The organism is Nocardioides ultimimeridianus (genome assembly GCF_054777895.1).
The window spans coordinates 205532-227824 of the sequence record NZ_BAAHAB010000005.1; the positions used below are offsets into that span (position 1 = coordinate 205532).

Annotated in this window: 11 protein-coding genes; 6 read left to right on the forward strand and 5 right to left on the reverse strand. The window is 68.5% G+C overall.

Annotation, left to right across the window (positions count from 1 at the left end; translation table 11 throughout):
• The first annotated feature begins 134 nt into the window (after nt 1-134).
• The 5 genes from ACYU8V_RS06195 (at nt 135) to ACYU8V_RS06215 (ending at nt 8196) form a co-directional block, all read left to right on the forward strand.
• Nucleotides 135-1988: an ATP-binding protein gene (locus ACYU8V_RS06195; protein WP_460845950.1), complete on the forward strand. Its 1854-nt coding sequence runs from the start codon at nt 135-137 to the stop codon at nt 1986-1988.
• 61 nt (nt 1989-2049) lie between these two features.
• Nucleotides 2050-3219 (forward strand): exonuclease SbcCD subunit D, encoded by a 1170-nt coding sequence (locus tag ACYU8V_RS06200; protein ID WP_460845951.1) that lies wholly within the window; start codon nt 2050-2052, stop codon nt 3217-3219.
• A gap of 32 nt (nt 3220-3251) precedes the next feature.
• Nucleotides 3252-6683 (forward strand): AAA family ATPase, encoded by a 3432-nt coding sequence (locus tag ACYU8V_RS06205; protein ID WP_460845952.1) that lies wholly within the window; start codon nt 3252-3254, stop codon nt 6681-6683.
• 44 nt (nt 6684-6727) lie between these two features.
• A complete protein-coding gene (locus ACYU8V_RS06210; protein ID WP_460845954.1) occupies nt 6728-7735 on the forward strand; it encodes a hypothetical protein in 1008 nt (335 codons plus the stop codon).
• Nucleotides 7732-8196 (forward strand): 5' nucleotidase, NT5C type, encoded by a 465-nt coding sequence (locus ACYU8V_RS06215; RefSeq protein WP_460845956.1) that lies wholly within the window; start codon nt 7732-7734, stop codon nt 8194-8196. Before ACYU8V_RS06210 ends, ACYU8V_RS06215 begins: the two co-directional genes overlap by 4 nt.
• A 1-nt stretch (nt 8197) precedes the next feature.
• On the opposite strand, the gene ACYU8V_RS06220 is transcribed toward ACYU8V_RS06215, so the two are convergent.
• The 5 genes from ACYU8V_RS06220 to ACYU8V_RS06240 all read right to left on the reverse strand — a co-directional run bounded on the left by ACYU8V_RS06220 (nt 8198) and on the right by ACYU8V_RS06240 (nt 19831).
• Nucleotides 8198-9649 (reverse strand): ADP-ribosylglycohydrolase family protein, encoded by a 1452-nt coding sequence (locus ACYU8V_RS06220; protein ID WP_460845958.1) that lies wholly within the window; start codon nt 9647-9649, stop codon nt 8198-8200.
• 53 nt (nt 9650-9702) lie between these two features.
• On the reverse strand, nt 9703-15726 hold the full coding sequence (locus ACYU8V_RS06225; RefSeq protein ID WP_460845959.1) for a DUF4011 domain-containing protein: 6024 nt from the start codon (nt 15724-15726) through the stop codon (nt 9703-9705).
• Between the two features lie 69 nt (nt 15727-15795).
• The gene (locus tag ACYU8V_RS06230) at nt 15796-18315 is read right to left on the reverse strand and encodes a GmrSD restriction endonuclease domain-containing protein (protein WP_460845961.1); all 2520 of its coding nucleotides are present in this window, start codon (nt 18313-18315) and stop codon (nt 15796-15798) included.
• A gap of 156 nt (nt 18316-18471) precedes the next feature.
• Nucleotides 18472-18870, reverse strand: coding sequence for an HIRAN domain-containing protein (locus ACYU8V_RS06235; protein ID WP_460845963.1), 399 nt, complete (start codon nt 18868-18870; stop codon nt 18472-18474).
• Nucleotides 18871-18907: 37 nt separating this feature from the next.
• The gene (locus tag ACYU8V_RS06240) at nt 18908-19831 is read right to left on the reverse strand and encodes an ARPP-1 family domain-containing protein (protein ID WP_460845965.1); all 924 of its coding nucleotides are present in this window, start codon (nt 19829-19831) and stop codon (nt 18908-18910) included.
• 258 nt (nt 19832-20089) lie between these two features.
• On the opposite strand from ACYU8V_RS06240, the gene ACYU8V_RS06245 reads away from it, so the two are divergent.
• Nucleotides 20090-22261, forward strand: coding sequence for a DEAD/DEAH box helicase family protein (locus ACYU8V_RS06245; protein ID WP_460845966.1), 2172 nt, complete (start codon nt 20090-20092; stop codon nt 22259-22261).
• Nucleotides 22262-22293 lie beyond the last annotated feature (32 nt).

Consider the following 22293-nt stretch of genomic DNA (forward strand, 5'->3'; position numbering starts at 1 on the left):
AACCCCTCGCCATCCTCACGACGTCGACCTGCGGACAGCTCTGTCGGGGGTCGTCCCTACGGTGGCGAGAGCCAGAAGCACCACCCGATGCGACGCCCGTCGCTGGAGCCCGTCAAGTCAGGAGCATGTTCGGCATGAGCAGCCAGTCGCCCCCGTCGACACCGGACCCGTTGAGCAGCACGTCCGAGAGTGACGGTCAACAGACTGGCCACCAGCTCATCGCGAGCGAGGTGGGGATGGTCGCAGGCACGGCTGATTCGACCCCGTTGAAGTTCCACGTCGCCATCTCGCAGGACGCGTACCTCCAGCTCGACGACGTCGTCACCTGCTCGCGCGACGTGCCCGGTGTCGGCACTGTCGTCACCTCCGGCGTCGTGACTGACGTCGTGTCCCGCCACGAGGGCGCCACCTTCGGATCCGATGTCTTCTTGATCGCCGAAGGCATCATGCCTGGTCAGATCCAGGAGGTCGCCGAGGTCACCGCTACCCGGGTCGACCCTGAGTGCTACGTGCCGCCCCGCCCCGGGAGCCTCGCGCACAGGGCCGCCGGCATCGAACGCGATCGCGCTCTGTACTTCGACCAGATGGACGCAAAGATCCCCGTCGGCTTGGGGCGTGACGGTGCGCCCGTCTTCTGCAACCTCGAGTTCCTCGATGGCACTCGAGGCGCACACGTCTCGATCTCCGGTATCTCTGGGGTCGCCACCAAGACGAGCTTCGCGCTCTTCCTGCTCCACGCGGTGTTCACCTGCGGAGCGCTCGGTCCGAGGGCGGTCAACGCCAAGGCCCTCATCTTCTCGGTCAAGGGCGAAGACCTGTTGTTCCTCGACCAAGCCAACAACAAGCTGACCGACACCCAGTCGGCCAGGTACACCCGACTGGGCTTGACGGCCACACCCTTCTCCTCGGTCGGCTTCTACTCCCCTCCCCTCGCCGATGACCAGACGGGGCGCCCCAACGTCCGCGGCCGTACGTCGGGGGTCAACGCCTTCTGGTGGACGCTCGCTGAGTTCTGCGATCGCGAGTTGCTGCGGTTCGTGTTCGCCGACGCCGAGGACGACAAGAACCAGTACACGATGGTCGTGCACCAGGTGGCCGCTCGGCTGAAGTCGGAGGCGACCGCGGCAGGCAACGACGGAGCCGTGTCGATCAACGGCGTGCAGATCCGAACCTGGCCCGAGCTGATCGATTTCATCGCGGACAAGGTCACCGATGATCTCGATCGGCCCCGATGGGCCGGTCCGGTCACCGGCATCGGCACCGTCAACGCCTTCTTGCGGCGACTGCGGTCCTCGCAGCGCCACCTCTCCCCGATCATCCGCGGCGACCTCCCGGACAGCTCGGCTCGACGCGTCTCGACGGCGAACCAACAGGTCACCGTCGTCGACCTCCACGCTCTGCACGACCGGGCACAACGGTTCGTTGTCGGTGTCGTCCTGAACGCCGAGACGGAGCGGAAGGAGGCCGCGGGAGCAGGCGGTCTCCTGTTCACGATGCTCGACGAGCTGAACAAGTACGCGCCGCGAGACGGCTCCTCGCCCATCAAGGATGTCCTCCTCGACATCGCTGAGCGCGGTCGTTCGCTGGGCATCATCCTCATCGGTGCACAACAGACTGCGTCCGAGGTCGAGCGACGCATCGTCTCGAACTCCTCCATCAAGATCGTGGGCCGCCTCGACCCTGCGGAAGCAGGCCGTCCGGAATACGGGTTCCTGCCGGCATCCCAGCGCGGCAGGGCGACGCTGGCGAAGCCGGGAACCATGTTCATCTCCCAACCCGAGATCCCGGTGCCCCTCGCTGTCGAGTTCCCCTTTCCCGCCTGGGCGACGCGACTGTCCGAGGTCACCGACCCGACGTTCACCTCGTCGGCATCAGGCGACGCCACCGCGGGGGCTGCGACGCATCCAGCCGCGGCAGACCCGTTCGCGCTCCTGCCCGATCTCGACGAGGACGACGGAGCAATCGGCGACGAGCCACCCCCGTTCTGACCCTGCCCGTCCTCGCAGCAGCCGCCACCCACGACGCACGACCGACGCTCAGGAGTCGACGATGAAGTTCCTGCACACCTCCGACTGGCACGTCGGCAAGACGCTCAAGGGGCGCCCGCGACTCGACGAGCACAAGAACGTGCTCGCCGAGATCGTCGGCCACGCACGCGCCCACGAGGTCGACGCCGTGGTCATCGCCGGGGACATCTACGACACCGCCACGCCCACCGCAGACTCCCAGCGCCTGGTGGTCAGCACACTGCTCACGCTCGCCAAGGACGGGATCGAGGTGATTGCGATCGCCGGCAACCACGACCACGGCCCCACCTTCGAGGCCTACCGGCCGCTCATGGGGGCGGCGGGCATCAACCTGTACGGCCAGGCGCGCGCCCGCGACAAGGGCGGCGTCTACTCGTTCAGGGCTCGGTCGACCGACGAGCCAGTCAATGTCGCCGTCATACCGTTCCTCTCCCAGCGCTACGCCGTCCGAGCCGCTCAGCTGATCACGCCCGGCGACAACGTCCCGGCACGCAATGTCGGCTCCTACGACCAGTGGGTACGCAACATCGTCGACCACCTGCACGGCGGCTATGACCCGGACGGGGTGAACATCATGACCTCGCACGTCACCTGCACGGGCGGCGCATTCGGTGGTGGGGAACGCATGGCCCAGTCCATCTTCGAGTACCACGTACCGGCCGGGATCTTCCCCGTCGACACCCACTACGTCGCCCTGGGTCACCTGCACCGACGTCAGGACCTGCCGGCCGGCTGCCCGGTCCACTATTCCGGGTCACCGTTGGCCGTCGACTTCGGCGAGGAGGAGAACACCCCGACCGTCCTGCTCGTCGAGGCATCCCCCGGCGCACCGGCGAAGGTCACCGATCTGCCACTGAGGTCAGCTCGTCGACTGCGGACCGTCGAGGGGACCGTGGAGCAGCTACGCGCCGCCGCCGAGGAGTACGGAGAGGACTGGCTGCGGGTGAGGGTCAGGCAGTCGACATACGCAGGCCTGCGGGACGACATCGTCGAAGCGCTCCCGAACGCCCTCGAGATCCACATCCACTCCGACTTCACCAACACCGGCTCGGGCAAGGTCTCCAGCGTCCAGGTCGCGGCGAAGAGTCCGGCGGAACTGTTCGCCGAGTACTGCGCCCATGTCGGTTCCGACGACGAACGGGTCCGCGCCATGTTCGACACCATCAACGACGAGCTCACTGCCGGCCGCTGACGCGCCGGCCCAGCCCCAGCAGGAGTCACCAGATGCGCCCAGTCCGCCTCGATCTCGACGGGTTCGCCTCGTTCCGCGAGCCGGCGTCGGTCGACTTCACCGACGTCGACTACTTCTCCCTCGTCGGACCGACCGGCTCTGGGAAGTCCACCATCATCGACGCGATCACCTTCGCGCTGTACGGGACCGCGCACCGGTGGGAGCGCGCGAACGCGATCTCCTACGCGCTCGCGCCGACGACAAACCGGTGCACCGTCTCGCTCATCTTCGACGTCTCCGGGCGCCGCTACCAAGTGGTCCGCGAGGTGCGGCGCGTCGGACAGACCATCCAGCAGAAGGCCGCGCGCCTCGAGCGGTTCCTCGACCCAGCCGCATGCCCTGTACCTGGCGACGCCCCGGCAGAGACCGAGGTGCTGGTCTCCGAGGTCCGAGACCTCACCCCTGCAGTGGCCGAGCTCCTCGGCATGGAGTTCGACGACTTCTGCCAGTGCGTCGTGCTGCCCCAGGGCGAGTTCGGGCGGTTTCTCAAGGCCACCCCCAGGGACAGACAGACCATCCTGCTCAAGCTGCTCGGCGGCGGGCACTACGAGCACATCGGCCGGATCGCCGGGGCGCGGGCGAAGGAGGCCGACAAAGAGGTGGAGATGTACGCCGACCAGCTCCGAGAACTGGCGGAGGTCACTCCGGCCGCGCTCGCCGAAGCCACCACCCGTCGCGACTCCCTTGTTGTCCTCGACGAGACGATCAGCGACCTGGTCGCACCCGTCCTGACCGCTCGGACCGAGGAAGCCAAGCACCGGGAGGCCGCCCAGCAGGCAGCCGATGCAGCCGAGGCCCTGATCCGGCTGCGCGCGCCCGAGGGACTCGCCGACCGGCAGGCCGTTCTCACCCGGGCCACCGGTGCCTACTCGGCTGCCGCCGAGGCGGCGGCGGCCTCCGCTGCCGCGTACGTGGATGCGACCAAGGTGTTCGAGGCCGGTCCACAGCGAAGCCGTCTCGAGGCAGCAGCCGAGGTGCACAGCCAGGTCGAGCAGGTGCGTGCGTCGCTGGTGACTGCGCATCAGGACGCCGAGCAGAGCACGAAGGCAGCAGCCACCGCGACGGCTGCGGCGCAGCGCGGGACGGAGCTCGCTCAGCAGGCGCGCATCGCTGCGCAGGAGGCGCGCGCCGCCCGAGATGAGGCGGCAACGAAGCTCGCTGACATCCAGGACCGCCTCCGGCGGGTACGAGCCGTCGTCGTGCCGGCCGACCTGGACGATGTTGCCGAGGCCGCTGGGGAGGCGGCTGCGCAGCTGGCCGCGGCTGAGGAGGCGTTGCACGAGGCCAAGAAAGCCTCGGCCGACGCCTCGGCCGCCTGCTTCGGGCTTCCCGACCCGCGCGTCCTCTCCGCGCTGGACACCGACATCGCCGTCCTCGTGTCGGACAGCTACGGCTGGGACAGCGAGGAGGCGACCGTCGAACAGCTCCGGTCCGAGGTCGCCCGGTCCGACGCGATGCTCAGCAACGCCACCGCGCTCCTCGACGCGGCGTGGGCGCAGCTGGATGCGTCCCGATCCCTCCACGCCGCTGCCGCGCTGCGGCCCACACTCGCCGTCGGTCACGAGTGCCCGGTCTGCACCCAGACCGTCACCACTCTCCCCCCGACCTCGGACGGACCCGACGTCGAGGCGCTGACCTCGACGTGGGAGCGCGCGAAGACCGCTCACCGCACCGCTGAGGAGCAGCATCGGGAGGCAGTGCGAGCGCTGGAGTCGTTCGCCGCCCGACACGACGCTCTCGGCGGATCGATCCGATCCGCCGTGGCTCGGATCGTCACGACGCTGGCGGACCTCGAGAGCGATGACCAGTCCGTTCCCAATCCGGCTCCTCTGACTGGCGACGGGCTGAGTGCCGCGGCCGCGGAGAGGTTCGCTGCCAGCGCCACCGAGACCGTGAGCGCCGTACGGGAGAGGGCCGTCGCGGCGTTCACTCGCCGCGACCAGACCGCCGAAGCGATGGAGAACTCCGAGAAGGCCCTCGCGGCAGCACGCGGGAGGGTCAGCGAAGTCCGGGAACGCAGCGACGCTCACCGCTCCGCCCTGGTGCGCGCCCATACCGGCGTCGAAGCCGATGGCGCGCCCGACGTCGACACGACCAGCGCCGACAGCAGCGCCGGATGGGGCGCGTTGTCCACCTGGGCCGGACGGACCGCGGAGGAGCTCGAGGCCGACCTTCTGCCCGCCGCGACTTCCGTGGCGCAGGAGACGGAGGCTGAAGCAGATCGTCGCGGTACCCTCTCAGAGCAGGCGGAGGCGACCGCCACCTCGTTGAGCGCGACCGCTACCCAGGTCGCTGCCGCGGCATCCGCCGCCGCGGCTCGCCAGGAGCAGCTCAGTGCCCAGGAGGCGGACCTGACCGCCCGGATCCGTGACCTGCCGGGTCCCGACGAGCTACCGCCGCTGTTCGCAGAAGCGGACCGGTTGGCCGAAGCCCGCAACACTGCTGCCTGCATCGCCGACGAAGCTCGAGCCCAGGCCTCGGCAGCTGCGCAGGAACTGCAGTCAGCGCAGGCGGCGGTCACGGCGGACCGCGACGCACTGAGCGCCGCCCGCGACGCCCTCGCGGCGTGGGGTCCGCCGGTTTTCCCCGCCGATCGCCTCACCACCGACCTGGGTGGCTGCTTCGCCGAGCTGGTCGCGTGGGCCGCCGCACGCTCGGTCGAGCACACCAAGGCGGCCGCAGCCGCTCAGCAGGCGCGAAGGATCGCCGCCGACGATGCGACAGGCCACCTGGCGTCACTGGTCGAGACACTCACCGAGAACGGCCTCCCCGCCGACGAGGTCGAAGCGGACCCACGCGCCGCGGAACGCGTTGTCGCGGTGGCCTACACCCAAGCCGCCGCGACCACCCAGCAACTCGGAGAGGCGCTGGCGCGCAAGAGCGACGTGGTCACCAAGGCAGAAGATGCCCGGGAGCGGTCCGTGGTCGCCGGGGAGCTGCGGACGCTGCTGCGCTCAGACAAGTTCCAGCAGTGGCTCGCCACCGCCGCCCTCGACACGCTGGTCGCTGGTGCATCCGAGAGGCTCTTCCAGCTCTCCGACGGCCAGTTCACCCTCACCCACGACAAGGGCGAGTTCTATGTGATCGACCACTTGGATGCCGACTCCCAACGATCCGTGCGGACCCTCTCCGGCGGAGAGACCTTCCAGGCGTCGCTGGCGCTCGCGCTCGCGTTGTCCGAGCAACTCGCCTCGCTGGCTGTGGGCGGAACCGCGCGGCTGGACTCGATCTTCCTCGACGAAGGCTTCGGCACGTTGGACCCCGACGCGTTGGAGACGGTCGCTGCGACGCTGGAGAACCTCGCACAGGGTGAACGGATGGTCGGCGTGGTTACCCACGTCGCGGCGCTCGCCGAACGGACCCCGACCCGATTCCTGGTCAGCCACGACAACCGGACGTCGCGGGTCGAGAAGGAGTCCGCATGAACGACCCTGTCGGCGCTGCCGGCCGACCGACCAGCGGCGGCCGGATGCGGTTCCACATCGACGGCTGGGACCCGGCGTACGGATCAGCGATGGAGGACTCCGGGGACGCAACCTCGGTTCCGGACTCCACAGCCCGCATCGACGCCAGCGTCGAGACTCCTGTCGACCAGTGGGAGCCGGTGGTGGTGCCGCCGCAGGGCCCCGAGCCCGGAGCGGTCGTGTTCGTCGACGGGGTCCGTCGCATCGAGGCCCGGGTGTGGATCCCGGACCCGGACGGGACGAACGCAAGTCTTGGCGTCGCGGCTTCCTACGCGTCGGGCGCCGTGTGCTGCTGTCTCGAAGGTGGCGCGCACATGCTCGTCTCGGAGCAGCGGCGCGGACTCTTCACCACGGATGCGCACACCACCGACGTGGCGACTCGGGCCGGTGAGTTTCGGGCTCATCACGTCGCTGCCGACGAGTCGGAGTCCCCCGCAGTCACGCTGTCGGCGGCCTTGCAGCGCGAGTTGCTCGCGCTTGAACTCGTGACTGCTGCGAACGCGCGCGCGGCGGCGACCGCGCACTGCGCCGTACCGGACACCGATCTCCTCGTCATCGATGGTCCGCTTCGTTCACGCGACCACCTGCCGCGTGCGCTGGGGTTCATCAAGACGCATCGGGCGATCTACCTCCCGCCGGAGCTGAACGCCGTCGTCGCCCGCCTCGGTGCCGGCGAGCGGACACCGGTGTTCCTGATGGGAACCAGCTGGGAGCGGTACGCCTGGTATCTGCGACTCCCATGCCGGCCCGGCTCCCCCTGGGTGGGGGTGGTGCGCGTCGAGTGCGCCGCCACTCTGCCGGCGAGCGAGGCGGTCAAGCTCGCGGCGCTGTCCCAGCGGCTCCTGCCTCGGTACGCCTCGGTGGAGTACAAGGACCAGCGAGCGCCGCAGAATCTGGTCCCAATCGCCGGACTGGAGCGGCAGCTCGGACGCCGTCTGGGCGACCAGAAGATGGTGTACCGGGCGCTGCAGGTGGCGGCCGAGCAGTCGTCCGACGCGGGAGCGATCGTATGAAGAAGATCCTCTACATCGACATGGACAACACGCTCGTCGACTTCACGACCCGCTTGCAGGGCATCGACCGAACGGTTGCGAAGAGGTACACCGACAATGCCGACGAGATCCCCGGGATCTTCGCCCTCATGCCGGCGATGCCGGGCGCGATCGACGCGTTCCACGAGCTCGCGGGTCTCTTCGACACCTACATCCTCTCGACCGCACCGTGGAGGAACCCGTCGGGTTGGCAGCACAAGGTCGAGTGGGTGCACCTCCACCTGGGCGACGACGAGGGCAGCCCGGCGTACAAGCGGTTGATCCTGTCCCACCACAAGGATCTCAACCGTGGCGACTTCCTCGTCGACGACCGGGCCGCGCACAACGGGGCCGCCGACTTCGAGGGCGAGTTGATCGAGTTCGGGTCTGAGGACTTCCCCGACTGGCCGTCCGTGGTCGCCTATCTGCGCGAGCGGTCCTGACCTAGTCCGACAGACCACCGCGGGCGGACATCCGCGTCAGTGCCGCCCGGAACCCGGGATTGATAGCGGCGGCCGGCAGAGCCGAGCACACCGCAGGCAGCGCCTCGTCGAGGGGTACGCCGAGCAGGAGTGCGTAGGCGACGCCGACCGCCGGCGTGCGGCTCTGCGCCGCGACGCAGTGCAGCAGCACCCGGTGACCCTCTGCTCTCAGCATTGCCACGGTCCGCGCTGCGTCGGTGAGCACGAAATCCAGGTTGGGGTTGACGTCCGCGGCAGCATGGTCGATGAGCCGGTAGCCCACGTGCTCGACGCCAGCAGGGACCTGGTCGCGGCCGAGGAGGCACAGGCTGACGATCGCGGTGATGCCCTCAGGCAGCTCGTCGAGCGCAGAGGCGTCGGTGAGCAGCACGCCGTCGTCGTACGGGTGGTTCACCCGCGCCATCGGTGACCGGTACACCGAGTAGTCGATCCGGTCGGTCAGCGGCCATCCGTACACCCCGGGCTGGCCGCTCGATGCGATGAGGTGCCCGAGCCGATCGAGGTCGGCCGCGGTGAGCCCCGGCCAGCCGTGGAGGACGCGGCGCCACGCCGCAGGGACCGCGCTGGCACCCCAGCGGGCGCCGAGCAGAGCACCTGCGATGGCGGCGACGGTGTCGGTGTCGTGGCCGATGCGGACCGCCGTGCCGAGCGCATCGACGAGCTGGCCGCAGTGGTCGCCGGGTGTGTGGGTGATCGCCGACCAGGCGGCCTGGAGTGCGCCGACCGACCAGCCGTTCTGCCGGAAATCCCCGGGCGCCGTGCGCTCGGCCTCGGCCAGGACCTCACGCCAACGGTCGGGCGACGGCACCCAGGTCGCAATGTCGCTCCATGATGGGAGTCGTCCGGTGAGCACCGTGTGCCGGATCATCAGGCACCAGACGGCGCAAGCCTCTGTCGCGAGATCTTCGTGATGGGTCAAGGCACTCACCGCCATCGCCGCCTCGACCAGTCCGACCGGGTCGTCCAGGTAGGCAAGCGCCACCGGCCCCGTTCGCATCAGCGAGCCGTTGCCTGCGCTGCGCCCGGTCCGCTCGTGGACGGCCCGCGCTGCGGCAGTCATGCCCGAGCTCGTCGGGCGGGCCGACGACGCCAGGCTGAGGACATTGCTGGTCTGGATGCCGATATCGGCCGGCCCGGCGGCGTACCACTCCAGGAAGCCGGCGGCGATCCCGTCGAGCGCCTCGGGCGTACGGAGGTCGAGTCCGGTCGCAGCTACGCCCGCGATGGCCATCGCCTGGTCGGTATCGTCGGTCCACTCCCCCGGCGCGAGGCCGCCCAGACCTCCGCCCTTCATCACAGGCACCAGGTCGGGACCGGGGAACGTGAATTCATAGCCGGCACCGAGCGCGTCTCCGGCCGCTCCACCGAGGAGCACGCCGCAGGCACGGTCCATCTGTGCGGGGGTCAGCTTCATTCCGACAGCATGGTGAAGACCCCCGACACAACACCTCGGTAGGCGCCAGCTCCTCAGTCCTCGGTAGGCGACTCACCGTCGTTCGGCACGAGATAGGCGTGGTAGACACCCTCCAGCCGGCTACGGACGTTGGCCCCCAGACGCGTCACTCCGAACAGCTCGGCCGTACGGCGAAGCAGGTCGTCGGCCAGCTCGATCTCGAACTCGTCGAGAACCGCGCGCATCGCGTTCCGGATCTCTTCGGGAGCCACCTCCTCAAGCGTCCTGCTGGCGTCGGGGTCGACGTAGCGGAAACCCGTCCAGCCGGTGGGGTCCAGCCGCGCGGGCCAAGCGAAGTCACCGAACTGCCTGCTCGTCCTGACCCGCTCGCGAGGCACCAGCCTGAGAATCTCTGCCGCACGCGCGGCACGCACGGTGTTCAGGTTGAACCGACGGGCGGTGAGCCGGAGCAGACGCGCCATGGCGACGGGTCCCTCGGCGTCGATGACGTCCAGCAGTTGGGCACGGACCAGGGCGGATGCTTCCGGGTCGGGCAAGGCATCGAGAACCTCTCGCGCGCCGATGACCCCGGCGCTGGCCGGGACGAACTCCGCGCCTCCGGCGTCGACCTCTCCCGACATCGCACTCTCCGGCGATGCGGAGCGCGCAATCGCGTCGTTCGACTCCGGAGCCGTGGTGTCTTCGGCAACGACACGAGCGATGGAGTCCAGGGATGACGCCGTCTGCACATCGGCCTCGGGAACGTCAGGATGCTCGAGGACCGCCGCCGGCTCGGGGACCCCGGCCGGCTCGAGGACCGCGGCCGGCTCGCGGACCGGATCCGTCGGCGTCTCCTCCGCGCGGTCGACAACCGGGTTGCGCTTCGCGAGCTCGGCCTGCGCCGCATCTGCACGAGCCCGTACCCGCTCAACCACCAGGTCGGCGTTGCTGACCCAATCGGGTAGCCAGATCCGCATCACGTCCGGCCAACCCATCAGCGCCCCGAGAACCTCGACCGGGACGACGTCGCGGTCCTGGGTCCTCCGGCCCCGCGCCCACCGCGGACCGTCGAGAAGGATCACCAGCGCTGGGCGCTCGGGGTTGCCCGGGCTCGCAACGACCAGGTCGACCCGGAAGTCGGACAGTCCCTTGTCCTCATCGACCACCAGTCCGGCGGCTCTCAGCCGTGCAGCGATCTCGCCACGGTGCCGATCGGTCTCGCCTGGCTTGCGGGCGATGAGTGCGGCGTTGGACTCGACCCCGTCGCGCGCAATGAGGAGGTAGTTCCGGAGGTCAGCGATGGCCTTCGCGCCGGTCCGGCTCAGATCGATGTCTTCGGGTTGGAACGAGCAGAAGACCACCACCTGCTTGCGAGCGCGCGTGATGGCGACGTTGAGGCGACGTTCGCCGCCTTCCGCGTTCAGCGGGCCCCACTGGAGCGGGAGCTTCCCGTTGTCGTCCTTGGAGTACCCGATCGAGAACAGGATCACGTCGCGCTCGTCGCCCTGCACGTTCTCCAGGTTCTTCACGAACAGGCGGGCGTCGCCCTCCCGGTTGTACGCCTCGCGGATGAGCTCGTCGTCGCTGTCGAGCAGCATCGAGTCGATCAGTGCCTGTTGCTGGGCGTTGAACGTGACGATGCCGATCGAGCTCCCGGACTCCTCCGGGTCGTGAAGGCGGCGGCGTACGTCGTCGACCACGGCGGCCGCCTCGATCGGGTTCGTGCGGAGCTCCGCGCCCTTGCCGCTGCGGAGGAACTTACCGGCGACGGGACGCAGACGCAGGCCCATCCGCGGGTCGCTGTCGTTGGGCGTGGGGAAGGATGCGAGGCGACCCTCGTAGTAGTTCGCGTTGCTGAAGGCGATCAGGCCCTCGGACTGGCTGCGATAGTGCCACGACAGCCAGCGACGAGGGATCCGCGACTGGATGCACTCGGTGAGGATGCTCTCCTGGTCGGCCGGGATCTCGCTCACCTCGGCGTACGGATCCCACTCCTGCTCGGCGAAGCGACTTCCTCCGAACCCGGTCGGCGGCATCTGCTTGCTGTCGCCGACGATCACCGCGGACTTGGCGCGACCCAACGCACCGACTGCCTCGGCCACCCGGACCTGGGAGGCCTCGTCGATCACCACGAGGTCGAAGGTGAAGAGTCCTGGGCGGAGGAACTGGGCAACCGACTCCGGGCTCATCAAGAAACAGGGCATGATCGCTGACAGGGTCTCGTGGTAATGCTCGAGAAGGAAGCGCAGCGGCTTTCCGCCACGGACCTTGTTCACCTCGCGCAGGAGCTCACCCACCTGACCCGTCACGGTGCCAGGCGAGAAGGGTCTCCGCTCAGCCGCGAGGTCCGGGATCACGGCCGACTGGACCTTGCGCCACCGCGAGTCGGCCGTCGCGAAGCGGTGGACGCGTACGTCGTGCGCCTCCGCATCGAAGCGGTCGAGCGCTCCGACATGCCAGAGCCGGTGCAACGACGCCCGGGCGAGACCTCGCTCGAACGCCGAAAGAGCGTCGAACGCCGAGACCTCACCGGTCACGAGCTGCTCGACCGCCTTGTCGAAGCCGGCGGCCGAGAGCGGCTGGAGCCCCCCGTGGAGGTCGGCGAATCGTCGGAGACGACGGAAGCCCTCGGCCTGGTCGGCGCGCCAAGCGGGGATGCTCACGCTCCACGCATCGACGAGCGGACGGCCGGCGAGCCACCGCTCGACGGTTGCGTCATCAGCGTCGAGGTTCGCGAGGAACGCGCGCCACTCCTCTGCGACCAACCTGAGGTTGGCCGCGGTCACCTGATCGAGGCTGACCGCGTTCCCGGGGATGGAGCGCAGGGCCTGACTGGTGGCGGTGTCGTCGCTGAGAAGCTCTGCCACCGCGGCCAGCTCGACGCGACGCGCGTCGAGAGCCTTCACACCCTCGCTGCCGTACGGGTGCCAGCCCTCCGGCAGCTCCATTCCTGGCACGGCGGCCGCGAGCCGGTGTCGAAGGTCGGCGACCTGCGAGCGCACTGTCATCAGCTGCTCGAGCACGGCGACCAGCTGATCGGGCTCCACGGCCGTCGCCGAGAACGCGGCGAGCGGTTGAGCAGCGTCCCTGAGCTTCGCCTTCCGACCGAACATGCCGCTCGCCGCCGCCTGTCGGGCCGACTCGAGCCACTGGTCGATCGGCGCGTTGAGGATCGATGCGTCGATCCTCGCCAGGACGGGCGGCGGCGTGGTCGCCCACTGGTCGACGGTCGTGCGCCAAGTCTGGAACAGGTGCTCCCAGCCGGGCGATGTGACCTGGTCGATGACGTGCGTCGCCGGAAGCGGCTGAGCGATGATCCGAAGCAGGGTCTCGAAGCCCTGCGCACTGGTGACTGCTCGGACCGCCGCGCCGAGCACCGGGTGTGCCGTCGGCAACGCTTGGACCACCTGCGCCAGTCGCGCCAGGCCGGGCGCGACGTCGTCGATGCGAGGCCCTGACCCGGCTAGCAGCCAGGGCTGGTCGCCCTGGCTCTCGGCCAGTCGGGCCGTGTCGGGGTAGTTCTCGAGTGCCTGACGGATCGACGCGAGCTGTTCGTCGGACAGCGTGACCCCGTCGAGGTCCAGGTCGAGAGACGGCCCCTCCCCTGCTGCGAGCAGACGTTGCCGCGCCGACCACACGGAGTAGCCGACGCCGTCGGTGGAGTGCAACGCTTCGGCGTACCGGTCCAGCTCGCGCGCTGTTGACCTCATCTCTACCCGGATCGTGTCGACCTCGACTCGATCGACGCCGGTCTGGATCTCGAGCGCATTGCGGATCGCGGCCGCGACCTCCGCGCGCTTGCGGGTCCGACCGTGCAGGTCGAGGCAGAACGCCCCGACACCGACAGCATCGAGCCTTTGCTTGACGACTTCGAGAGCGGCCGGCTTCTCGGCGACGAAGAGGACCCGCTTTCCGGACGCCAGCGCTCCGGCGACGATGTTCGTGATCGTCTGGGACTTGCCTGTGCCGGGCGGCCCCTCGAGGACGAAGGTCTCCCCGTTGATCGCTGCCTGGATGGCCTCGTATTGGGACTCGTCAGCCGGCAGCGGGAGGTCGACGGCCGCGTAGCTCGTCTCCGACGGCGTCGGGTAGTCCTCGTTGAAGCTCTCCACGAGATGCCTGACGACCGGAGCCTCGAGGAACCGCGACCAGTGATCGTCCACGTCCTTCCAGATCCGGAAGGTCGAGAACTGGAAGTTCCCGAGCACCAGCCCCTCCTCGACGGAGAAGCTCAGCTGGTGCTGGATCAGCGCCTCGCGGACGGCCTGCAAGGCGGCATCGACATCGATGCCGGCGCCATCCTCCTGGGGCTCCCGGAGCCCCGGGATCTTGATCTCGAACTGCTCCTCGAGCTTCTCCAGCAGGCAGAAGTTGGGCGTGGACGTGCCGCTCTCGTCGAGGCTCAGCTCGAACAGCTTGTTGCGCCCCGTCCCGCCGGTCAGCTTCATCGGGGCGAGGATGAGAGGCGACTCCATCGCCTTGCCCTCCAGCTCCCACTTGAGAATCCCGAAGCCCGCGAAGAGGCTCGTGCTGCCGCTCTCCTCGAGGCTGGACCTCGCCTTGCGCGCCAGGCCGCGGAGTCGGGTCAGATAGGTGTCCGCACCGTAGGTGAGGAACAGCAACCCGTCGCGGAACAGGCGCGCCGCGAGGTCGTCGGCGTCGAGCTGCGCGATCGACTGGACACCACGAGCGACGTCTTCCTGGGTGACCTCGGTGTACGGATACAGGCGAAGTGAGCCGCCTCGATGCAGATGATCCTCGATTCGCCCCAGTGCGCCGGGCGGAACGAAGGCCCGCGCGACCGTGTCGCGGCTCGGGAGCTTGAGCAGCGGGTTGTTGCCCGAGAGGTCGAGCAGTGCCCGCTTCCAGTTCTGCACCCGACCCGGCGCGTTGTCGACGAGGACGCGCCCACTGGCGCTCGTGCGGACGGGCGTCGCGGCCTGCACGAAGTCCGGCGGGGTGAACGGTCGGTACTCGACGATCTCGACGGCGTCGCCCCGCCGCAGCACCGCCGGGAGCGGGCGTAGCCCGTTGTGGTGGGCACGGCTGACATCGACGGCGCCGACGAAGCCACCCGGTCGCAGCTCTTCAGTTCCGTCCGTGATGGCGGCGAACGCCGCACTGGCCAACCGCGTGCTGCCCGCACGAACGGCCTCATCGAAAGCGACCGGGGTCGAAGCGGTCAGCACCGTCGTCTCGACAGGCAGCAGGAAGTGACCATCGACGAGGGTCTTGAAGACGTTGAGGTCAGTAACGACAGACTCGGGGAGGCGGTCGATCTTTCCGCGACCTTCGATCTCTTCGCCTGTCATGACGCCGACCAGCGCATGACCGGTGATGATGATCAGAACCGGATTCAGGCCGGCGGCTGCCAGACAGGATGCGAACGTGATCGTCGTGTCCAGGCAGGTCCCAACGCCCGAGGCCACGTCCACACCGACCACGTCCGGCACGAGACGGATCTTCTGCACGTCGGCGTCCCACGACGCCGGCGGGTCCGAATAGCGGATCCGCCGGGCCTGAAGCGCCAGGTAGATGGCCTGGACGATGTCGATGACGCGCTGGGTGTCGCCTTGGTAGCCCTCCGTCGACGCGGACTTCGTCTGTGCCTCGAGGATGTCCCTCGCCCGTCTGAGCACGCCCTCGACCGCCGGATGGTTCGGTTGCACGAAGGGCGCAAGTGTCGCGAGGGACTCACCGAGTGTCTCGGCACTCGGGTAGAGCTGCCACTGGTTGTAGGCGACGATGTCGACCGGGAACGTGCGCGTGAACGCGACGCCCGCATCCGACGCGAGCTCGACGACGAACTCACCGGCCAACCGCTCGTCGACCTCAGCGAAGGCGAGCGGCTTCAACACGAGCTGGATCTGCGGGCCTTGGAACACGACCGGCTCGGCTCCGACGTGCGGGATCTCGATCTCCCACGGCTCCGCCATCTCCTGCCCGAGGCAGGTGAGCCTGACGGTCATGCGCACGTTCGCCGAGCCGGCGAACGCCGTGTCGCTGACCGAGAGCTCGGTGATCACCGGGAAGCGCGCGTTTGCATGGCTGAAGCCGATCGCTCCGACGTGAGCGAGATCGACTCGCAAGCTCGTCATGGGCGTTCCAACGAGATTCGTCACATTCGCCATCCTGTCCGGAGAACTGCGTCAACGACGCGTTTCATTTCAGCCCTCGACCGCGGCGCGGAGTTCAGCAAGGGTCGCCGCCGTGGCCTCGTGGACCCAGTCGCTCCAACCGTTGCGAGCCGAACCTGCCAGGTCCGAGAGAGCAGGAGACGGCGACCCGTAGACGCCCAGCAAGGTCTCGAGCCGGCCGTCGGCGGTGATCGTTGCTGTGAAGACCTCGCCGGTGCGTAGCCGTTCGCAGCGAAGCGTGTCGCCCACAGCGACCAGTCCGCGTTCCAGAAGCGGGGCGAGACTGCCTCGGATCTCCTGGCGCTCCCGCGTCGTCGTGGCCGAGACCGCACTCGCGCCGCGGGGGCGGCACCCGGCAACCAGCGTCGCGGAGACATCCGGCGCCATCCAGTACGCCGGCGGGGCGCCTTCCTGCCAGGACACCGGAGATGGCCGCCCCAGTCGGGCAGCTCGTTGTCCGATGGCGGCGACGATCTCGGCCACTCCCGCTGGACCTGACTCGACGGCCAGCGCCTCCGCCAGGTCGTCGGCCCCGATGCGCTCGGGACTGACGGAGCTGAGGATCATGAGCAACCGGTTCGCGACCGGGCTGACCTCCGACCAGAGACGCTCTGCGTCCTGGATCGCACCCTCACCGACGGCCCAGTCGCTATCGTCCGTTATCGGCTCGGCGGTCTCGGCCGCTGAGGCCTGGTGGACCACGATGTCTGGCTGGACGGCGTCCTTCGGTGCCGGCCAGATGCGGATCAACGACTCGATCGCATCCTCGGTACGAGCGACGATCGAGTCCTCGTCCCAGGTGTCCGGGTGCTCGTGGACGAGCCGAGCGTTGAGCTTGAGATTGCTGTGCTGGAGCAGGTAGTCGCGCTTGCCCTTGGAGCCCAGGTGCTTCGCCTTGGCCTCAGCGTCGGACCAAGGGCGGTTGGACAGCGCCGGGTTCAGCCGACCGGTCACCAGCGAGAGGTTCCCAAGCGTGTGAATGAGCTCGTCGCGTCGCTCCGCTCGCGTCGGGTCGGCAGCGTCGTCCCAGTACTCCCGCCACCCTTGGGGCATCACGTGCTCGATCGTCAGGTTCCGAGGAGCCGGCTGCCCCTCGCCCAGCTCGGTTCTCGCGGCGTCTTCCAGCGCTTCGAGAATCATGCGCGCCCGCGGCCGCGTCATCGTGCGATAGACCCGCTCACCCCACAGGTTCGCCCGTACGGTCTCGTCCGACGGCCAGAACCTCGACTCCGCCGAGGCATCGGACAGGAATCGTTCGACCGTGTCACCCGCGCGAGCTGGCCCGGTCCGGTCGAGGGCGGTCAGCAGGTCGAGTACGACGTTGTTGTAGTCCTTGGTGGTCACGCGCGCGAGCATGCGACGAACCACCCAGCTCTCGATCGAGCTCAGCGCCTTCTCCTGCTGTTCGCGGGGCATCTCAGAGTCGGGAAAACGGGTGAGCCAGAGGAACAGTGGCGCGAACACCTGTGAGTCCATGGCCTGGAGCACTCGGTAGCGGAAGAGGCCGGCCACCGAGTCCACCGGAAGGCTCTCCCACGAACGGTGGACCGCGGCATCTGCCGCGAGCGTCTTGAGGACCTGCTGGACGTCCACTCCATCGACCAGGATCACGTTGTCACGGAAGTCGGTGAACACCCGGTCGGCCTTCACCTCTCGCTTGAGCGTCATCACCAGCCAGCGGTGCATGAAGACGTCGATCCGCGGACGATAGAGACGGCCCTGCGCGATCACCTGACGCCAGTAGTCGCCGTCGAGCTCCTTCCAGTACTGCTCGTACATGGCCGCGGCATCAAGCCCTTGCGCTGTCGCAACCTGGAAGACCAGGTTCTTGATCAGGTCAGCTGCGAGCAGAGGCGCACCTCGGTGGTTCAGCGTCTCGAAGATCACCTGGGCGTTGTCGCCCGGCTCGAGGTCGATGACGACGAGCCGCAGGTGCTGGCGAAGCGCCTCGGCGAGAGCGCCCAGCCGCTCCTCGGTCGACCGCTCGCTGTCCTGCTCGAGGGCCCACGCGGTCATCACGCGCTCGAAGAACGCGTGAGCCTTCGCGATGCTCGTGGCCGCCTGGGCCGCGGTGGGCACGGCGTCATCGTCCATGGCCGCGCGGAACGCCGCCTGGTCGCGATCGGTCGGCCACACCTTGAAGATGTGGTCCGGGTCCGTCGCGATGGCGGGGTTGTTGGCGATCAGCACCTTGAGCGACTCAGCGTCGATAGGCCGTCCGTGTCGTGCCACGACGAGCTGGGCTGCATCGAGCAGCAACTGGAGGGTGGTCAGCCGCTGCTGACCGTCGATCACGGCGCGTGACCCGATCAGGTTGACCGAGCTCAGCAGCTGGTCGAGCACGATCGCCCCAAGGAAATGCGGAGATACAGGCGGTACGCCGTACCCGACCGGATGCTCCAACACCCGCTCGGCGAGGGTGCGCATGTCCTCCCAGAGAGGCTCCCACTGCTCCTTCTGGTTCCAGACGTACGGCCGCTGGTAGAGCGGCACCACGTAGCGGATCTGATTTCCGAAGATCTCCATCGGACTCAGGGTGTTGGCCTTCATCGAATGGCTCCTCAGCCCTTGAACTTGAGCGCGAAGTCGGACCGGTCGTAGTCCGTGATCAGCTTGCCGGGCGCTTTCAGCATGCCCACGGCACCTCCAGAGACACGAAACTCACGTTAACCAGACCATCGAATGCTGAGAAAGGGATCCGCGGACTCAGTTGACGGGCCATATCGAGATCAAGCCGTTGCCGCCGGCCTTCACGTAGATCTCCACCGGCACCTCGGCGACACTGCGCCCGAAGGAACGCCGATAGGCGGCGGCGTTGGCACGGGACAGATGACCGACCTGATGTCCATCGACGAAGACAGCGACCGCGTTGGCGTCGTACTCGTTGTTCAGCTCGGGTGTCAGGCGAGCGGTGAAGGGCTCCCGCAACGGTCGCCGGCTCCCGACGAAGCCCTCGGCAGAGTGGCCACGGCCGACCAGGAGAGCGACCAACGACTCCTGATAGAAGCTCTCCCCCACGAAGAGCTGCTCGCCTTCGACCGGCGAGAACGCCGCGCGATGCGACGCGGTGTTCCGGGTCCTCCCCTTCGTGCCGAACAGGCCCATCTCTGCTCCTTGAGATCTCCGAGTCGATGCCCATGCGTCACGACACGATTCCACCTTCGGCAGTTCCCCGCCGGAGTTTGAGGATTTCAACCTGAGTCGCGTGCTCACACTGCCAAGCAAAGCTGGTGACGTGGGTTGGTGAGGACCAGGTGAAGGTCGGTGTCGTTCCAGACCAGGGCCTCGAGATCGGCGTACTCGCTCTGACCGCGCACGGTGTGACCGAGACCGGCCGCCATCCGCTCGCTCGGCACGACCTGACTGGCGCGTTCGAGGAAGCGGCGTGCCCGACGCGCGGGCGTGCGCTCCGGGGGAGACCAAGGGCGTCCAGAGCAGAAGCCTGGACGAGCGCCTCGAACTGGGCTGCCAGGGTCAGGTCGTCGGGGAAGACCTCGGCGAAGACCGGCTGACCAGCGATCGCCACGACGACGCCGATCTGTCCCGGCAGCGCACGGAGCCCGGCAGTGAGGGTGGCAATGTCGATGGCGGCGCGGTCGGCGTGCTCGACGTACGACCTCGTCATGGTGCCGCCCCGAGCCTCCTCATACTCCGCGACGCGACTCCACACGGCACCCTGCGGGTCGGCGGAGTCACGCAGGCCGAGCCGGACCCGCGCACTGCCGCGACGGCCGAGCGAGCGGTGCGCCTGATCGCCGTGCCAACGCCCCTGCTCGACACAGACCACCTGGACGGGCTCGCTCGAGGCAGCGGGGATGAGCGTGGAGTGAGCGACCATCCTGTTCTGCCAGCCGCCCTCGAGGATCGTGCCCTCGAAGACGAGGAGGGGCGCGGGCGCCGGGTTCGACACCTGCAGGCAGGCGACGGTCGGGCCACCTTGTGCCTCCGCGACCAGGGCGACCGACGTGTCCCAGACGTACCCGCTGGTCACGGCGAACTCTCCCCAGATGGGGAAGACGGTGAGAGCGCCGCGGGTCTCTCCCATCCCTACGTGCAACTGCCGCATGTCGGACTCCTCCTGCTGCCTGCGTCACGAGCCCCGAGATGCGGAGAGGAGATCAGGAGGTCCCGACAGAATCCGACCTCCGATGATCTTGCCGGTATTGCCGCGGATAGCCCGCAGGGTCCTCGGCGGCATGTCTCATCCTTGGGCGGCGGACGTTTCCGCCGGGAGCGGAATCTGCATTCGGCCGTAATCGTCGGACGGATTTGATATCCATCTACCGCGGAAGCGAATCGCACGCGACGGGAACGAGGGAGAACCATGGGCACGGCCTCGGGCTGCCGGGATCGCATACGGCAGGTGCTGCTCCGGCTCGAGGAGACAGGTCCGGTGCCGCTCGAAGTTCTGCAGACTGAGATCAGCGCGACCTCCTGCACAGCCGAGCACCCGTTGCAGCTGGCCGACCTGGACGCCGGCCTTCTCACAGCGGAATCGGGCGGCCTCATCACGATCACGCCCGCGAGCCGAGACTGGCTCCTGGAGGCCGACCGACCCTCCCCGAACTGGGCGGCCACGATCGCCCTGGGCACTCCACCACTCCGCGCCTGGCAGAGCGAGGCACTCGAGGCATGGTGTCACCACGGGCGCCACGGCGTCATCGAGGCCGTCACCGGTACCGGCAAGTCGCGTGTCGGCGTCGAGGCCGCCAGGGAGGCCCTTCGCCACGACTACAACGTCATCGTGATGGTGCCCACCGTCGATCTTGTCGAGCAATGGGTCAAGGCCCTCGTCAAGAGCGGCGTGGCCGGAGTCGGCGCCCTCGGTGACGGCAAGAAGGCGAGCTTCCGCACCCACAGGGTGATCGTCGGCACCGTGCAGTCCCTCTATCTGAACCCGCCCCTGCGCGCGGACGGCAAGGTCCTCCTCATCGCTGATGAGTGCCACCGCTACGGAGCCGGGCAGTGGCGCCACGCACTCCACGCCTCCTACCGCCGGCGGCTCGGGCTGACGGCGACGTTCGAGCGAAACGACGACGGGCTCGAGAGCCTGCTGGCCTACTTCGGCGGCGATCCGGTGTTCCGCATCGGGTTCCGGCGGGCGATCGACGACGACGTCGTCGCACACTACGACGTGCAGCTCCTCGGCGTACCACTCAACGCGAGGGAGCGAGCCGAGTACGACGAAGCGGACAAGATCGCACGGGACGCGCGCCTCCAGCTCTTGGCCGCGGACTTCCCTGCTGAGCCATTCGGAGCGTTCCTCCACGAGGTCCAGAAGGCGGCCGAGGACGACCTCGATCCGACGATCGCCGACGTCGCTCGCCGTTATCTCAAGGCGTTCTCTCGACGGATCGACGTGATGACGAACGCCGATGCGAAGCTCAAGGTCGCAAGTCGCCTCGCTCCGCGCATCAATGCATCGGGCGGCGCGCTCGTCTTCACCCGGCGCGTCGAGATGGCCGAGGAGCTCGCCGACACGCTGGTCGAGGGCGGAGTCAAGGCGGCCGCCATCCACAGCGATCTGACGAAGACGGAGCGCAAAGATCGGTTGGCCGCCCTTCGAGCGGGGCGAATGAAAGCACTCGTCGCACCGACGATCCTCGACGAGGGCATCGACGTACCCGACATCGACCTGGCCATCGTGATGGGCGGCTCCCGCTCGCGGCGGCAGATGATCCAACGGATGGGTCGCGTGCTCCGGTTGAAGGCGGACGGCCGCAAAGCCACGTTCGTCGTCGTGTTCGCCACCGGAACGGCCGAGGATCTCACCGATGCGGACGGCGCCGAAGGCTGCCTCGACCTCATCGTCGAGACCGCGGACAGCGTCGAACCACTCGCACTGGACGGCGACCGGGTACTTCCGTCCGAGCTCGTCCTGAGCCGGCGCGTCGATCCGGCGAAGAAGGAAGAGGAGGAGACCATCACGGATGCCGCGCCGCGCGCATTGATCGACTGCATCGATGTCAGCACGCACCCGCTGTCGGCGACAGCGTTGCGACAGTACGGGCGGGCCCACGGTGCGAGCCGCGACGAAGCCACTTCCGCTCTGCGTCGCCTCCTTCACGACCTTCGTCTCCGCGGCGTCGTGCGCGACTCCCAACGGCGGTCCGGGGTGCAGGTCATCAGCAGCCACGGGTTCGAGCTCGCGGTGTCCGCGGAGGAGGTCGCCGCCTATCGGTCACTCCGCGACGACGCGTGCACCTGGGACGACCTCACCCATGACCCAGGGCGCCCTGCGCCGACACTCCGCGGGGACGAGCCATCGGCGGCGGATGCGTTCGACCCAACGCCGATGATCGAGCAGGTCGTCGACGAGCCCGATCCAGCACCCTCGGCTGTGCCGATGACCGCCGTCGATTCAATGTGCCCGCTCGCTCCCGAGCCGGCGCCCGACTCGCTCGTCACGCAGCTTGAGCGGCTCGCCTCTCTTCGCAAGGACGGCTTCCTCACCGACGACGAGTTCCGCGAGGCGAAGTCGCGCCTTCTTCGCTGACCGTCAGCACGTGCCCTTCTCGGCCAGAGCAC

Bases quoted from the DNA above. Each gene is read 5' to 3' on its own strand.
- ACYU8V_RS06195 (WP_460845950.1), top strand. From the start codon at position 135: ATGAGCAGCCAGTCGCCCCCGTCGACACCGGACCCGTTGAGCAGCACG.
- ACYU8V_RS06200 (WP_460845951.1), top strand. From the start codon at position 2,050: ATGAAGTTCCTGCACACCTCCGACTGGCACGTCGGCAAGACGCTCAAG.
- ACYU8V_RS06205 (WP_460845952.1), top strand. From the start codon at position 3,252: ATGCGCCCAGTCCGCCTCGATCTCGACGGGTTCGCCTCGTTCCGCGAG.
- ACYU8V_RS06210 (WP_460845954.1), top strand. From the start codon at position 6,728: ATGCGGTTCCACATCGACGGCTGGGACCCGGCGTACGGATCAGCGATG.
- ACYU8V_RS06215 (WP_460845956.1), top strand. From the start codon at position 7,732: ATGAAGAAGATCCTCTACATCGACATGGACAACACGCTCGTCGACTTC.
- ACYU8V_RS06220 (WP_460845958.1), bottom strand. From the start codon at position 9,649: ATGAAGCTGACCCCCGCACAGATGGACCGTGCCTGCGGCGTGCTCCTC.
- ACYU8V_RS06225 (WP_460845959.1), bottom strand. From the start codon at position 15,726: ATGACGAGCTTGCGAGTCGATCTCGCTCACGTCGGAGCGATCGGCTTC.
- ACYU8V_RS06230 (WP_460845961.1), bottom strand. From the start codon at position 18,315: ATGAAGGCCAACACCCTGAGTCCGATGGAGATCTTCGGAAATCAGATC.
- ACYU8V_RS06235 (WP_460845963.1), bottom strand. From the start codon at position 18,870: ATGGGCCTGTTCGGCACGAAGGGGAGGACCCGGAACACCGCGTCGCAT.
- ACYU8V_RS06240 (WP_460845965.1), bottom strand. From the start codon at position 19,831: ATGCGGCAGTTGCACGTAGGGATGGGAGAGACCCGCGGCGCTCTCACC.
- ACYU8V_RS06245 (WP_460845966.1), top strand. From the start codon at position 20,090: ATGGGCACGGCCTCGGGCTGCCGGGATCGCATACGGCAGGTGCTGCTC.